This window comes from Streptomyces mauvecolor (assembly GCF_039532965.1).
In the GTDB taxonomy this organism is placed as follows: domain Bacteria; phylum Actinomycetota; class Actinomycetes; order Streptomycetales; family Streptomycetaceae; genus Streptomyces; species Streptomyces violascens.
Genome location: NZ_BAAASQ010000009.1, coordinates 21,046 through 34,480 on the forward strand (window position 1 = coordinate 21,046; position 13,435 = coordinate 34,480).

Below are 13,435 nucleotides of genomic sequence, written 5' to 3' on the forward strand. Positions count from 1 at the left end.
GACGAACGGACGGACCGTCAGCACGATGACGGGGGCTGTTCGGCACTACCGGACAAAGGGGTCGAAACAGTGACATCTGCGACCGTGAACGCACGGTCAGCCACCCGAAAGCCGACGAGCAGACACAAGGGTGGCCGCGGGGGCGGGGCCTGGTTCCTCGTGCTCCCGGCGCTCATTCCCCTTCTGGTGCTCAGTGTGGGCCCGCTGCTCTACGGCATCGCGCTGGCCTTCACCGACTCCCAGTCGGGCCGCACCACCCCCACCCAGTGGGTCGGTCTCCTCAACTTCCGGGACCTGGCGCACGACGGCCTGTTCTGGGAGTCGTTCCGGATCGGGCTGCTGTGGGCGGTCGGCGTCACCGTGCCCCAGTTCCTGCTCGCCCTCGGGCTCGCGCTGCTCCTCAACCAGAGACTCCGGCTGCGCTGGCTGGCCCGGGCGCTCGCGATCATCCCGTGGGCGATGCCCGAGGTCGTCGTCGGCATCATGTGGCGCCTCGTCTACCAGCCCGACGCGGGCATCCTCAACGAAACCGTCCGCAACCTGGGCCTCGGCGACGGCCGGGACTGGCTGACCGGCCTCGCCACCGCCCTGCCCGCCGTGATCGTCGTCGGTATCTGGGCAGGTATGCCGCAGACGACGGTCGCCCTCCTCGCCGGGCTGCAGAACACCCCGCAGGAGCTGCACGAGGCCGCGGCCATCGACGGGGCCGGCGCCTGGCGCCGCTTCACCACCGTCACCTGGCCCGCCCTGAAACCGGTGGCCCTCGCGATCACAGCGCTCAACTTCATCTGGAATTTCAATTCGTTCGCCCTGGTCTACGTGCTGACCAACGGCGGTCCGGGCGGGCGCACCCGACTCCCGATGCTCTTCGCGTACGAAGAGGCCTTCCGCTACGGGCAGTTCGGGTACGCGGCGGCCATGGGCTGCGTGATGGTCGCCGTGATCGCCGTCTGCCTCGCCTTCTTCCTGGCGGGCCGGCTCAGGGACGGTGGCGACCAGTGAGAGCGCGTACAGGGAAGGCGGGGCGCGCCGGACAGTACCTCGCGCTGCTCGCCTATCTCGTCTTCCTGGCCTTCCCGTTCCTCTGGCTGATCTCGACCGCCTTCAAACCGCCGCGCGAACTGGGCTCGCTCCACCCCACCTGGATCCCCCGGCACCCCACGCTCGCCAACTTCCGCCAGGCCTTCGGCGAACAGCCCCTGCTCCACGCCGGGCTGAACAGCCTGATCGCGGCCCTCTCCGCCGCCCTCATCGCCGTGGTGATCGCGACACCGATGGCGTACGCCATGGCCCGCAACCGGGGCCGGCTCGCGGCCGCCACCTCGGGCTGGGTGGTGATCAGCCAGGCGTTCCCGTTCGTCCTGCTGATCATTCCGCTCTTCCTGGTCCTCAAGAACCTGCACGCGATCAACTCGGTGGGCGGTCTGGTCATGGTCTACGTGGTCTGGTCGCTGCCGTTCGCGCTCTGGATGCTGAACGGCTACGTACGCGCCGTGCCGCCCGAGCTGGAGGAGGCGGCCGCCGTCGACGGTGCGGGGCGGCTGCGCACCCTCGTCTCGGTCACCGCGCCCCTGCTCGCCCCCGGGATCGTGGCCACCGCGCTCTTCGCCTTCATCACGGCGTGGAACGAATTCTTCTTCGCACTCGTTCTGCTGAAGACCCCCGAGAAACAGACCCTGCCCGTCGTCCTCACCCATTTCCTCGGAGCTGAGGGAGTCGCCGACCTCGGCCCGCTCGCGGCGGCCGCCTTCCTCGCCACCCTGCCCTCCCTGGTCATCTTCGCGATCATCCAGAAGCGGATCACCGGTGGCATGCTGACCGGGGCGGTGAAAAGCTGATGTGGACGCGTGAACAGGCCGTGTCCGTACGGCTGCTGGTGACGGCTGCCGTCCTGGCCCTGCTCGTGCCGCTGCTCGCCGGGTGCTCGGACGGCGGCTCCGGAGGCGGGGGAGTCATCAGGCTCCGCTTCCAGTCCCTCGCCTGGCAGAAGGAGTCGGTCGACGCGACGAAAGCCCTGGTCAAGGAGTGGAACGCGACGCACCCCGGCATCCGGGTCCAGTACGTACAGGGCAGTTGGGACACCGTGCACGATCAGCTCCTCACCGCCTTCGAGGGAGGCGAGGCGCCCGACGTCATCCACGACGCCTCCGACGACCTGGCCGACTTCGCGTACGGCGGCTATCTCGCGGACCTGGGTGGTCTGCTCCCGCAGCGGCTCAAGGACGACATCCCGGCGCAGAGCTGGGAGACGGCCACCTTCGGCAAGGGGGTGTACGGAGTGCCGTTCCTCCAGGAGCCGAGGGTCCTCATCGCCAACACGAAGATCCTCACATCCTCGGGGGTCCGGATCCCCACGCCGGAACGGCCCTGGAGCTGGGCCGAGTTCGGGCAGGTGACGAAGAAGCTGAGCGGCGACGGAACGTACGGCGTGGCCTGGCCGCTCAAGGAGCCCGTCTCGGTCACCCTCAACCTGAGCCTGTCCGCAGGGGGCCGGCTCTTCGCGCGAGGAACCGACGGCAAGGCGGAGGTGGAGTTCACGGCGGGCGACGCCGTCGTCCCCGCCACCATCCACGACCAGGTCAACACCGACAAGAGCGGGGCGCGGACCACCCTCGGCATGGGCGGCTCGGACACCCTGCCCGGCTTCTTCGGCGGCAGGTACGCGATGGTGCCGCTCGGGTTCTCCTACCGGCAGCAGATCGTGCAGCAGGCCCCGCCCGGCTTCGACTGGACGGTCCTTCCGGCCCCGGCGGGCAGCGCGGGTCTGGACCAGGGTGTCAGCCCGCAGACCCTGTCGGTGGCCCAGGACAGCCCGCACAAGAAGGAGGCCGCCCAGTTCATCGACTTCATGCTCGGCCCGCCGAACATGGTGCGCCTCGCCAAGGGTGACTGGATGCTGCCGACGGGAACCGACGCGCTCAAGGACCCGGCCCTGCACACCACCCAGGACGGCTGGGCGACCGGCGCGGCACTCGCCCCGTATCTGCGCCCGGCCCCCGCGCAGTCCGTGCGGGGCTATCCGGAATGGAAGGACAAGGTGGCCACGCCTGCCCTGCAGGAGTACTACAGCGGGGCGATCGGCGCGTCCGAGCTGAAGAAACGGCTGGTCCAGGACGGGAATCGGGTCCTGGCGCGCTATCAGCGGTGAGCTCCGAAAGATGAGCCCTGAAAGGTGAGCCCCGCGAGGTGCCCCGGCCCGTCCCCCGAACGGGCCGGGGCGGTCTCGGCCTGGAGCAGCGCGACGGCCTCGTCGTGCGTGAGGCCGGCCGGCCGCCCGGGCAGTGGCCGACGGCCCGGCGCCGTCCAGCCACCCTTCGACGTTAAGGGTGCGATCCAGCCGTCTCGTCGTGCTCCCAGGTGAACCCGACCGGCCCGGGCTCATCCCCGCGGTGAGGAGGCATCACCGACGAGGACTACCGAAGCCCCTTACACGTAAAGGGAGTTGGCGCTGACGAAAGGTCGACGTGTTCACACAGAGTGTCCATCTGCCCTTCACAAAGCCCGAGTTGACCGCTCCTGGCCGGTTTCTGATTACGAAAGCTTGTTGGGTAAGTCACAGCTGCATGAAGTCCTTGATCTGCGCGCGTCAATCGGCAAGGGTTTCGAATCAGCCCCGGAAAGTTTCCGTCCGGTAGGCAAACCCCCCACAAATAGTGACGAGGAGACCCCTCTTCATGGCAACTCACAAGCGTGCGAGCAAGAAGATCAAGCTCACCGCAGCCATAACCGCCGTCGTGGCGGCGGCCGGAGTGACCGCACTGAACTCTCCGTTCGCCGGAGCCGCCCCCGCCGAAGGCACGGTCTACGGACTCAACGCCAAGGACGCGGTCGACGGCAGCTACATCGTCCTGCTCGACAAGTCGGCCACGGCCGATGCCAAGCGCAAGCTCGCCGAGGAGTACGGCGGCAGCCTCCAGCGCGACTACTCCTCCGCCGTCAACGGCTTCTCCGCCAGCGGGCTTTCGGAGACCGAGGCCAAGCGGCTCGCCGCCGACCCGTCCGTCGGTAAGGTCGTACAGAACAAGAAGTTCCACATCAACGCGGAGCAGGCGAACCCGCCGTCCTGGGGCCTCGACCGGATCGACCAGGCCGACACCAAGGGCGACGGCAAGTACACCTACCCGGACAGCGCCGGGGACGGCGTCACCGCGTACGTGATCGACACCGGAGTCCGCATCTCCCACAAGGACTTCGGCGGGCGAGCCTCCTACGGCTTCAACGCGGTCGACAACAACGACAAGGCCGACGACGGCAACGGCCACGGCACGCACGTGGCGGGCACCATCGCAGGCGCCGAGCACGGCGTGGCCAAGAAGGCGAAGATCGTCGCCGTGCGCGTCCTCGACAACCAGGGCTCCGGCAGCACCGAGCAGGTCGTCGCCGGCATCGACTGGGTCACCAAGAACCACAAGGGGCCCTCGGTCGCCAACCTCAGCCTCGGCGGCACCGCCGACCCGGCGCTCGACGAGGCCGTCCAGAAGGCGATCGCCTCCGGCGTCACCTTCGGTATCGCGGCCGGAAACGAGTCCACGGACGCGGGCAACAGCTCGCCGGCCCACGTGAAGGAGGCCATCACCGTCGCCTCCTCCACCAAGGACGACCAGCAGTCCGACTTCTCCAACTTCGGCCCGGTCGTCGACCTCTACGCCCCCGGCTCGGACATCACCTCCGACTGGAACACCAGCGACACGGCCACCAACACCATCTCCGGTACGTCCATGGCGACCCCGCACGTCGTCGGCGCCGCGGCCGTCTACCTGGCCGGCCACAAGGACGCCACCCCGGCCCAGGTCTCCGACGCCCTCACCAAGGGCGCCACGGCCGACAAGATCTCCAACGCGAGCCCCGGCACCCCGAACAAGCTGCTGAAGATCGTCGAGTAGACCGCCTTCGCCAGCACCGAACGGCGGCCCCCGCGCCCGTCCCCCACGGGGCGCGGAGGCCGCTTTAGGCTGACCACATGACGACGACGTACGCCGCTCTGCTGCGCGGCATCAATGTGGGCGGAGCCAAAAAAGTTCCCATGGCCGACCTCCGGAAGATCCTCGGCGAGCTCGGCCACGGCGATGTGAAGACGTACCTCAACAGTGGAAACGCCGTCTTCAGCAGCACTTCCCGCGACCAGGACGCGCTCGCCGCGGACCTGGAGTCCGCCATCGAGAAGCACTTCGGCTTCCGTGTCGCCTGCATGGTGCGCAGCGGCCCCTATCTGCGGTCCGTCCTCGAAGCCTGCCCCTTCCAGGCCGACGAGCTGGAGGGCAAGCAGCTGCACGCCACCTTCTTCGCGGGCCCGCCCGTCACCGCCGACCGCTTCGCCTCCATCGACCAGGCTTCCTTCCTCCCCGAGGAGTTCCGGCTCGGCGACCAGGTGCTCTATCTGTACGCGCCCGAGGGCCTCGGCAAGTCGCAGCTCGGCGCCGCCCTGTCCCGGCCCGGCCTGCTCAAGGGCATCGACGCGACCTCCCGCAACTGGAACACCGTCAAGGCGCTGGTGCGGATGACGGAGGCGGCCGACGCCTGAGACGGAACGGTCGCCCGTGGAAACGGCCGTCGAGGAGGAGCCGCGGATTCGACGCCCTGCGGTACCGGCTGCGCGCTGCTCGACCCCGAACAGGTCCCCGAACACGCGACGCCGTTCACGGCGCCGTCGCCTCCACCGGGCTCGGCTCAGGACGCCCGAAGCGCGTCCAGTATGGTCAACTCGGCCTCGGACAAGCGGACTTGAGCCGCATTCAGGTTCTCGTCGAGATGGGCCAGTGAGCCGGTGCCGGGCGTCGGGCACAGGACAGGCGAGCGGTGCAGCAGCCAGGCCAGGGCGATCTGGCCCCTGGTCGCGCCGTGCTGCCGGGCGATCTCGTCGAGGTCGGCCGCCGCCCGGCCGGTCAGGGCGCCGTTGGCCAGCGGGAACCAGGGCAGAAACGCCAGGCCGTGCGCCTCGCACAGCCCGAGCACCGCCTCCGACTCCCGGTCCAGAAGGTTGAAGCGGTTCTGCACCGAGGCGATGTCGGTCAACCGGAGCGCCGCTTCCACCTGTTCGGCCGAGACGGTGTCCAGACCGATGTGCCGGATCTTGCCCTCGCGCCGCAACTCGTCGAGCGCGCCCAGTTGTTCGGCCAGAGGCACCTCGGGGTCGAGCCGGTGCAGCTGGTACAGGTCGACGGTCTCCGTCCGCAGCCTTCGCAGGCTCGCCTCGCACATCGCCCGCAGTTGCTCGGGCCGCCCCGCGATGTGCCAGGCGCTGTCACTGGTCCGTACGACACCGCCCTTGGTCGCGACCACCACATCGGCCGGGTAGGGGTGGAGGGCCTCCGCGACGAGTTCCTCGGCGAGGTCCGGGCCGTAGTTGTCGGCGGTGTCGATCAGCGTGACACCCCGCTCGACCGCGCGGCGCAGCACGGCGAGCGCGTCCGCCCGCTCACCGCGCGGGCCCCAGTAGCCGGGCCCGGTGAGCTGCGCGGTACCGAGGCCGAGCCGCCGCAGGGACCGCTCACCGCCGAGTGCGAAGGTCTCAGAGATCATGCAGGCGACCGTATCCGACCACCCTCCACGCTTCGGCGGACGGGCCGAGTGGCGCAACCATGATGGAACGGGCCGAGCCGCACGAGGCCGAAATGGCCCAGTGATCAAAGACAACATTGGACCAGGGGTGAGGGCCATTACCGAGTTACGCTCGACCCATGACGGACACCACGACAAACCTCGCGCAGCGCATCACCGTCGACTTCTACTTCGACCCTGCCTGCCCCTTCGCCTGGATCACCTCCCGCTGGATGCTGGAGGTCGAACGGCACCGCGACATCGAGCTGAGATTCCGGCCGATGAGCCTCTACCTCCACAACATCGGCAATGAACTGCCCGACTGGTACCGGGACCTGGTCGACCGTTCGATCGGCCCCGTCCGGGTCGCCGTCGCGGCGGCCGAGGCGCACGGGGACGGCGTGCTGCGCGATCTGTACACCGCCTTCGGCACCCGCATCCACCAGGACAAGAACCAGGACTTCGACGAGGTGATCGCCCAGTCCCTCGCGGAGCTCGGTCTGCCCGCGGCCCTCGCCAAAGCCGCCCACGACCCGGCGTACGACGAGGCCGTGCGCCGCAGCCACGACGCGGGCAAGGACCCGGCCGAGGACGGCTACGTCGGTACCCCGACCATGCACGTCGACGGCAAGGTCTACTTCGGCCCGGTGCTCAGCTCGATCCCGCGCGACGAGGAGGCGGCCCGGCTCTTCGACAGTGTGCGCACGATCGCCGCGTACCCCGACTTCTTCGAGCTCAAGCGGACCCGGACGGGCTCCCTCCGCTTCGACTGAGGCCAACGCGCTAGCGCTGTCGCGTTTTTTCAATACCGGGGGAGAGGCGCGACGGCACGCTGGTCACATGAAGAACGAACACCGTGCCATGACCGAATGCGCAGCAGAGGCCGCCCGCATCGCGCGCGGCGTCACCCCCGGGCAGCTCGCCGGGCCCACTCCCTGCGGGGAGTGGGACGTGCGGGCGCTGGTCAACCACTGGGTCCTGTACACCGCGCACGGCCTGGAGCACCGAGCCCTGCGCACGCCGCTCCCCGACGAGCTCACCGCGCGCGACTTCACCGCCGACGCCGACTGGGCCGAGCGGTACGCCGCCCAGCTCGACCGGGCCGTGGCCGCGTGGGCCGACCCGGCCGTGTGGGAGGGGGAGGTCGATCTGGGCGGGACCGCGCTGGGTGCCGCGCACATCGCTTCGATGGTCGTCAAGGAGATGGTGGTGCACGGCTGGGACGTCGCGCGCGCCACCGGGCAGGAGGTGCGGATCTCGGAGGAGTCCGCCGCGTTCGTCCTGAAGGTCGTCGAGGACAACGCGGAGCTCTACCGCCAGTACCAGGGCTTCGCCGACCCGGTCGACCTGCCGCCCACGGCCGCCACTTTCGAGCGCGCCCTGGCTGCCTCCGGCCGCGACCCGCACTGGGGCGCCTGACCCCAAGCCGTCCTCAAGTGATCCGATGACTAAGGAGGGTTGACAAGAATCCGGACGAGAACCGGACCGATGTGTTGACCGTGGTACGTCAATGCTCCTACCTTTCCAGTGGCTCAGGGGGCCGGTCCCGTGAGCTCCCACTGGGAGGGAACATGCCCGCATCCCGGAGCGCGCCGCGGACGGCGCCCCGAAGAGCAGCCTCGGTCCTCGCGCTGGCGGCCGCGCTCGCTCTGGGCGTCCCGGGCCTCGCACCCTCGGCCACGGCACGCTCGCCGCACACCTCCTCCTCCGATGTGTACGTGTCCCCCACCGGGAGCGATTCCGCCGACGGCACCGCCCGGCACCCCGTGCGCGGCCTGCCGCGCGCCCGCGATCTCGCGCGCGGCCGGGCGGCGCACCAGACCGCCGATCTCACGGTCCACCTCGCGGCCGGTACGTACCGCACGGACGAGCCGCTCGAACTCGACGCCCGCGACTCCGGCCGGAACGGCCACCGCATCATCTGGCAGGGTGCGGGCGCCGGAGCCACCGTCATCAGCGGCGGCCGCAAGGTCGAAGGCTGGCAGCCGGTGTCCGGACGCCCCGGGCTCTGGTCCGCTCCAGCGCCCCAAGGCCTGAGCGACACCCGGCAGTTGTACGTCGACGGCGTGCGCGGCCAACGGGCCAGGGGTGAGGTGCCGGTCGGCCTCACCGTCACGTCCACGGGTTACACCGCGACCTCCGACGCCATCGCGCACTGGCGCCACCCCTCGGACGCCGAGTTCGTGTACACCAGCGGTGAGGCCCTCTGGAACGTCGAGCGCAACGGGCTCGGCCAGTGGACCGAACCCCGCTGCAGGATCGCCGGCGCCCAGGGCACCGCGATCACCATGGCCCAGCCGTGCTGGGACAACTCCAACAAGCGCGTCGAGTTCCCGGACCGGCCCGGCCGCACGGTGAGCATGGTCGGCCCCGGCAAGCTCACCAACAACGGCAAGGCGTCCTACGTCGAGAACGCCTACGAACTCCTCGACCAGCCCGGCGAGTGGTACCTCGACCGCACCGCGCACACCGTCTACTACCTGCCCCGCCAGGGCGAGGACCCGAGGAGCGCCGACATCGAGGCGGCCTCCGCCGAGAGACTCCTCGACGGCCACGGCACCGCGAAGGCCCCGATGCACGACGTCGCCTTCCAGGGGCTCCAGTTCAGCTACGCGACCTGGCTGACGCCCTCCGGCCCCGAGGGCTTCTCCGAGATCCAGGCCGGCTATACCATCACCGGCGCCAGGGGCTGGGCGACCCAGGGCCTGTGCGGCTTCACCCCGGGCGGCACCTGCCCCTTCGCCTCCTGGACGAAGATGCCGGGCAACGTGTCCTTCTCGTACGCGCGCGGCATAGACATCAGCGACAGTACCTTCGCGCATCTGGGCGCGGCAGGTCTCGAACTAGGCACGGGCACGACCAACTCCACGGTCAGGTCAAGCGTGTTCACCGACATCTCCGGCAACGGGATGGAGATCGGCGGCGTGGACGGGAAGGCCCCCGCGTCCGACATCCAGGTGACGAACAGTCATTTCTACTCCCTGCCCAGGGAGTTCCACGGCGGCGTCGGCATCCTCAACGGCTACACCCAGCACAACACCATCGCGCACAACCAGCTCGACCACCTGGGCTACAGCGCGATCTCGATGGGCTGGGGCGGCTGGCCCGACAAGATCGGCTCGCCCGCGACGCCCAACCCGAGCCACGACAACGCGGTGCGCGACAACCTGGTGTTCGACTACATGCAACTCCTCGACGACGGCGGGGGCGTGTACACCCAGGGCCTGACCGGCACGTCGATGGCCGACGGCGAGAAGGTCACCGGCAACGTCATCCACGACCAGTGGGGTCTGGGCAAGAGCGTCTACACGGACAACGGCTGCACGTACGAGACCGTCCAGGGCAACGTCCTGTACGGAGCCGCGTACGCAAATGTCGCCAGCCGCCACACCGACTACCGCGACAAGCTCGGCAACAACGACCCGACGCTGGTCAAGGACAACTGGTGGGAGGAGGGCACCGCCGACGGCAACAGCAAGGGCCTGGTGACGACGGGCAACCACATCATGGCCGCCCTCGCCGACGTGCCGCCGGACATCCTCGCGGGCGCCGGGATCGAGCTCGCGTACCGCTCGGTCCTCGACCGTACGACCCAGGCGGTCACCGTGCCCGAGGCACCCGCGCGCGTGGGCACGAGCACGGCGGGTGCGGACGCGTTGTACGTGACCTTCAACCCGACCTATGTGGACGGCGGTTCACCGCTGACCGGGTACACCGCGCACGCCCTGCGCCCCGACGGCACGGAGGCCGCGCGGGCGGACATCACGGCGGCCGACTTCAAGCGGCAGGCGTATGTGCGGATCGGCCAACTCCGCCCTGCCGAAGCCCCGTTCAGGGTCGTCGTCACCGCACGCAACGCCCACGGGGAGAGCGCCCCGTCGCTCGCCTCGGCACCGCTCGCGCCGAGCGCGGCCGTCGTGTTGCCGGGCGCGCCGACCGGGGTCAAGGCGCGGGCAGGCGCCGGGGCGGTGACAGTGGCGTGGACGCCGCCCGCGGCGACGGGTGACGCCAAGGTCATCGGCTACCGGATCACCGTGTCGGACGGACGGGTTGTCGACGTGTCCGGCCGGGACGTGCTGGTCACCCAGCCGACGGCGAAGGGGATGTTCCGGGTGGTGGGCGGGCTGACCTCCGGTAGGGCCTACACCTTCACGGTCGCGGCCGTCACGGCGGCGGGGGTGGGGCCGGGGGCCGCGACTGGATCTCTGACCCATTCGTGAGGCGGAAGCAAGCGGGGCGCAGGAGCGACCGGCCGTGTATCGGTCATGGCGGCACCTTGAGGGGCGGGCTGGCTCGGGAACTCTTGGGGTGGCAGGGGCAGGCGCATTTCAGCACTTCGACGGGCACCCAGCCCTGCTGGTCGCACACGTTGCCCGGGCCGGGACAGTGACGGTGCCCGTCCGACCAGTTGCTGTTGCGAGCCACTCGGCACTCGAGAGAGCGAGGGCAAGCAGCCACCCGCGCGCAGTTCAGGCCGTCAGTGCGGGGGTGTGAAGGCGCACCTTCGCCTCGTCATAGCGGAGGAGTAGCAGCCGGGCCAACTCCGGTGCCGCGCCCAGCACTTCGGCCAGGATGTCCGCCTCCGCCGCGCCCCGGGCGATCCGGTCCGGCAGGAAGCCGGGTGCGATGACGTACGGGGCGACGGCGACGCGCCGCACGCCCTGGGCCCGCAGTTCCCGTACGGCGTCTTCCGTACGGGGCAGGGCCGCGGAGGCGAACGCAGGCCGCACGGCGCACCAACCGGTGTGCCGCAGCTCCCGCGCAATTTCAGCGATCACTGCGATCGCCTCCGGGTCGGTGGAGCCCGCCGAGGCCAGGACGAGCCCGGTCGAGCTTTTGTCGGCGGGGTCGAGGCCCGCTTCGTGCAGCCGTCGCTCCAGGGTGGCGAGCAGCAGGGGGGAGGGGCCGAGGACGTCGGCGAGGCGGATGTTCAGGCGGGCCGGGGCCCGGTCGAGGACCGCCGGGATGTCCGCCTTGGCGTGGAAGGCCCGGGTCAGGAGGAGGGGGAGGGCCACCACGTCCTGTATGCCCTCCAGCGCGAGCCGGTCCAGGACCTGCGGGACCGACGGGGCGTTGAAGTCCAGGAAGCCCGTCTCCACGCGCACCCCCGGCCGCAGCAGGCGCACCCGCCGCACCAGGGCGTGCACCGTCGCGGCGTGCCGGGGATCGCGGCTGCCGTGGGCTATGACGAGGAGGACCGGGCGGTGCACGGGCGGCTCAGCCCTTCACGAGCAGACCGCGGCCGCGCAGCACCCTGCGCTCCAGCGGGCTGAAGATCAGCAGGTCGATGGCGATGCCGACGAGCAGGATCAGGATGATCGCCAGGAAGATGCCGGGCATGTCGGAGTTGTTGCGGCCGTTCTCCAGCAACTGGCCGAGCCCGAGGCCCAGATCGGGCGAGGAGGCGATGATCTCGGCGGCCATCAGCGAACGCCAGGAGAAGGCCCAGCCCTGCTTGAGCCCCGCGAGGTAGCCGGGCAGTGCGGCCGGCATCAGGATGTGCCAGGCTCCGCGCACCCCGGTCGCGCCAAGGGTGCGGCCCGCGCGCAGATACAGCGGCGGCACCTGGTCGACGCCGGAGACCAGACCGTTGGCGATCGAGGGGACCGCGCCGAGCAGGATCACGGCGTACATCATCGAGTCGTTCAGGCCGAGCCAGAGCACGGCCGGCGGGACCCAGGCCACCGACGGCAGCGACTGGAGCCCGGACAGGATCGGGCCGATCGCCGCCCGCACGAACTTGACCCGGGCGACCAGCAGACCGAGCGGTGTGCCGATGGCCAGGGCGAGCAGGAAGCCGAGCAGGCCGCGCGAGACGCTGGTCCACACGACGTCGAGCAGCGTGCCCTGGAGCCACATGTCCTTCAGGCTCGACAGCACGGCGGACGGCGCGGGCAGCTTGTACTCGTCGGTGACCTTCGCCGTGACCAGGACCTGCCACACCACCAGGACGAGCGCGACCGCGGTCAGCGGGGGCAGCACCTTCTTGACCAGCACCTCGCGCACCGGTGTGCGGTGGGTCTGGACGGTTTCGAGCGCGTCGAGCCCGGCTTCGAGGCTGCCGAGGTCGGGGGAGTCCTTGACGTCAGTGGTCTCAGTGCTGGCCATGGCGGCGGATCTCCCCACGCAGTTGTTCAGTGATCTCGACGGAGAGCTCCGCCACTTCGGCGTCCTCGATGCGGCGCGGCTGGTCGATGTCCACCGTCCACTCGTGGGCCACCCGGCCGGGCCGCGAGGAGAGCAGCACCACGCGCTGCGCGAGCCGCACCGCCTCGCGCACGTTGTGCGTCACGAAGAGGACCGACAGATTTGTCTCGCGCCAGATGCGGGTCAGCTCGTCGTGCAGCACGTCGCGGGTGATCGCGTCGAGGGCCGCGAACGGCTCGTCCATCAGGAGCAGCTGGGAGTCCTGGGCGATCGCGCGGGCCATCGCGACCCGCTGGCGCATGCCGCCGGACAGCTCGTGCACGCGCTTGCCGTACGCGCCCTGGAGGCGGACCAGGGCGAGGAGTTCCTCGGCCCGCTCGCGTCGGTCGTTCTTGGGCACCCCGCGCAGCCTGAGGGCCAGCTCGATGTTCTTGCCCGCGGTCAGCCACGGGAACAGGGCGTGCTCCTGGAACATCAGGGCGGGCCGCCCGCCGGGAGTCTCGATGGTGCCCGCGGTCGGCGCGTCCAGGCCCGCCACCAGGTTGAGGAGCGTCGACTTTCCGCAGCCGGAGGCGCCCAGGAGGGTGACGAACTCGCCCGGCGCGACGTCGAGCGAGATGTCGTCGAGGACGAGCTGCGGTCCCGCGGGACCGTTGAAGGACTTCGAGACATGCCCGATCCGGGCGGCGTACTCGTGCGCTGCCGCCGTGCGGTCCGTGGCCTTGGCGAGTGCGGTGGCCATGGTCGTCAC

Annotated in this window: 12 protein-coding genes; 8 read left to right on the top strand and 4 right to left on the bottom strand. The window is 70.1% G+C overall.

What is annotated here, in order from left to right:
- The first annotated feature begins 84 nt into the window (after window positions 1–84).
- The 5 genes from ABD346_RS12520 (at window position 85) to ABD346_RS12540 (ending at window position 5,521) form a co-directional block, all read left to right on the top strand.
- Window positions 85–1,002, top strand: coding sequence for a carbohydrate ABC transporter permease (locus tag ABD346_RS12520; RefSeq protein ID WP_344374515.1), 918 nt, complete (start codon window positions 85–87; stop codon window positions 1,000–1,002).
- On the top strand, window positions 999–1,838 hold the full coding sequence (locus ABD346_RS12525; protein WP_344374517.1) for a carbohydrate ABC transporter permease: 840 nt from the start codon (window positions 999–1,001) through the stop codon (window positions 1,836–1,838). The genes ABD346_RS12520 and ABD346_RS12525 overlap by 4 nt, the downstream gene beginning before the upstream one ends.
- Window positions 1,838–3,148 (top strand): ABC transporter substrate-binding protein, encoded by a 1,311-nt coding sequence (locus ABD346_RS12530; protein ID WP_344374518.1) that lies wholly within the window; start codon window positions 1,838–1,840, stop codon window positions 3,146–3,148. Before ABD346_RS12525 ends, ABD346_RS12530 begins: the two co-directional genes overlap by 1 nt.
- 526 nt (window positions 3,149–3,674) lie before the next feature.
- Complete coding sequence (locus ABD346_RS12535; protein WP_344374519.1) at window positions 3,675–4,883, top strand: S8 family peptidase; 1,209 nt, start codon at window positions 3,675–3,677, stop codon at window positions 4,881–4,883.
- A gap of 77 nt (window positions 4,884–4,960) precedes the next feature.
- Window positions 4,961–5,521: a DUF1697 domain-containing protein gene (locus tag ABD346_RS12540; RefSeq protein WP_344374521.1), complete on the top strand. Its 561-nt coding sequence runs from the start codon at window positions 4,961–4,963 to the stop codon at window positions 5,519–5,521.
- Between the two features lie 146 nt (window positions 5,522–5,667).
- Here the strand turns inward: ABD346_RS12540 and ABD346_RS12545 are convergent, their stop codons facing one another.
- Window positions 5,668–6,519 carry an aldo/keto reductase gene (locus ABD346_RS12545; protein ID WP_344374522.1) on the bottom strand — a complete coding sequence of 284 codons (852 nt, stop codon included), beginning with the start codon at window positions 6,517–6,519 and terminating at the stop codon, window positions 5,668–5,670.
- A gap of 158 nt (window positions 6,520–6,677) precedes the next feature.
- Here ABD346_RS12545 and ABD346_RS12550 point away from each other — a divergent pair, with 158 nt between their 5' ends.
- The 3 genes from ABD346_RS12550 to ABD346_RS12560 all read left to right on the top strand — a co-directional run bounded on the left by ABD346_RS12550 (window position 6,678) and on the right by ABD346_RS12560 (window position 10,757).
- Window positions 6,678–7,310 carry a mycothiol-dependent nitroreductase Rv2466c family protein gene (locus ABD346_RS12550; protein ID WP_344374524.1) on the top strand — a complete coding sequence of 211 codons (633 nt, stop codon included), beginning with the start codon at window positions 6,678–6,680 and terminating at the stop codon, window positions 7,308–7,310.
- A gap of 67 nt (window positions 7,311–7,377) precedes the next feature.
- Complete coding sequence (locus tag ABD346_RS12555) at window positions 7,378–7,956, top strand: TIGR03086 family metal-binding protein (protein WP_344374525.1); 579 nt, start codon at window positions 7,378–7,380, stop codon at window positions 7,954–7,956.
- 152 nt (window positions 7,957–8,108) lie between these two features.
- Window positions 8,109–10,757: a fibronectin type III domain-containing protein gene (locus ABD346_RS12560; protein ID WP_344374526.1), complete on the top strand. Its 2,649-nt coding sequence runs from the start codon at window positions 8,109–8,111 to the stop codon at window positions 10,755–10,757.
- Between the two features lie 249 nt (window positions 10,758–11,006).
- Here ABD346_RS12560 and ABD346_RS12565 read toward each other — a convergent pair whose 3' ends face one another.
- Genes ABD346_RS12565 through ABD346_RS12575 form a run of 3 tightly spaced genes read right to left on the bottom strand, consistent with a single transcriptional unit; the run spans window position 11,007 to window position 13,426 of the window.
- Window positions 11,007–11,747, bottom strand: a complete 741-nt coding sequence (locus ABD346_RS12565) for a sirohydrochlorin chelatase (RefSeq protein WP_344374527.1) — start codon at window positions 11,745–11,747, stop codon at window positions 11,007–11,009.
- Window positions 11,748–11,754: 7 nt separating this feature from the next.
- Complete coding sequence (locus ABD346_RS12570; protein ID WP_344374528.1) at window positions 11,755–12,645, bottom strand: ABC transporter permease; 891 nt, start codon at window positions 12,643–12,645, stop codon at window positions 11,755–11,757.
- On the bottom strand, window positions 12,632–13,426 hold the full coding sequence (locus tag ABD346_RS12575; RefSeq protein ID WP_053726031.1) for an ABC transporter ATP-binding protein: 795 nt from the start codon (window positions 13,424–13,426) through the stop codon (window positions 12,632–12,634). Before ABD346_RS12575 ends, ABD346_RS12570 begins: the two co-directional genes overlap by 14 nt.
- Window positions 13,427–13,435: the final 9 nt, after the last annotated feature.

Bases quoted from the DNA above. Each gene is read 5' to 3' on its own strand.
- ABD346_RS12530 (WP_344374518.1), top strand. From the start codon at position 1,838: ATGTGGACGCGTGAACAGGCCGTGTCCGTACGGCTGCTGGTGACGGCT.
- ABD346_RS12535 (WP_344374519.1), top strand. From the start codon at position 3,675: ATGGCAACTCACAAGCGTGCGAGCAAGAAGATCAAGCTCACCGCAGCC.
- ABD346_RS12540 (WP_344374521.1), top strand. From the start codon at position 4,961: ATGACGACGACGTACGCCGCTCTGCTGCGCGGCATCAATGTGGGCGGA.
- ABD346_RS12545 (WP_344374522.1), bottom strand. From the start codon at position 6,519: ATGATCTCTGAGACCTTCGCACTCGGCGGTGAGCGGTCCCTGCGGCGG.
- ABD346_RS12550 (WP_344374524.1), top strand. From the start codon at position 6,678: ATGACGGACACCACGACAAACCTCGCGCAGCGCATCACCGTCGACTTC.
- ABD346_RS12555 (WP_344374525.1), top strand. From the start codon at position 7,378: ATGAAGAACGAACACCGTGCCATGACCGAATGCGCAGCAGAGGCCGCC.
- ABD346_RS12560 (WP_344374526.1), top strand. From the start codon at position 8,109: ATGCCCGCATCCCGGAGCGCGCCGCGGACGGCGCCCCGAAGAGCAGCC.
- ABD346_RS12570 (WP_344374528.1), bottom strand. From the start codon at position 12,645: ATGGCCAGCACTGAGACCACTGACGTCAAGGACTCCCCCGACCTCGGC.
- ABD346_RS12575 (WP_053726031.1), bottom strand. From the start codon at position 13,426: ATGGCCACCGCACTCGCCAAGGCCACGGACCGCACGGCGGCAGCGCAC.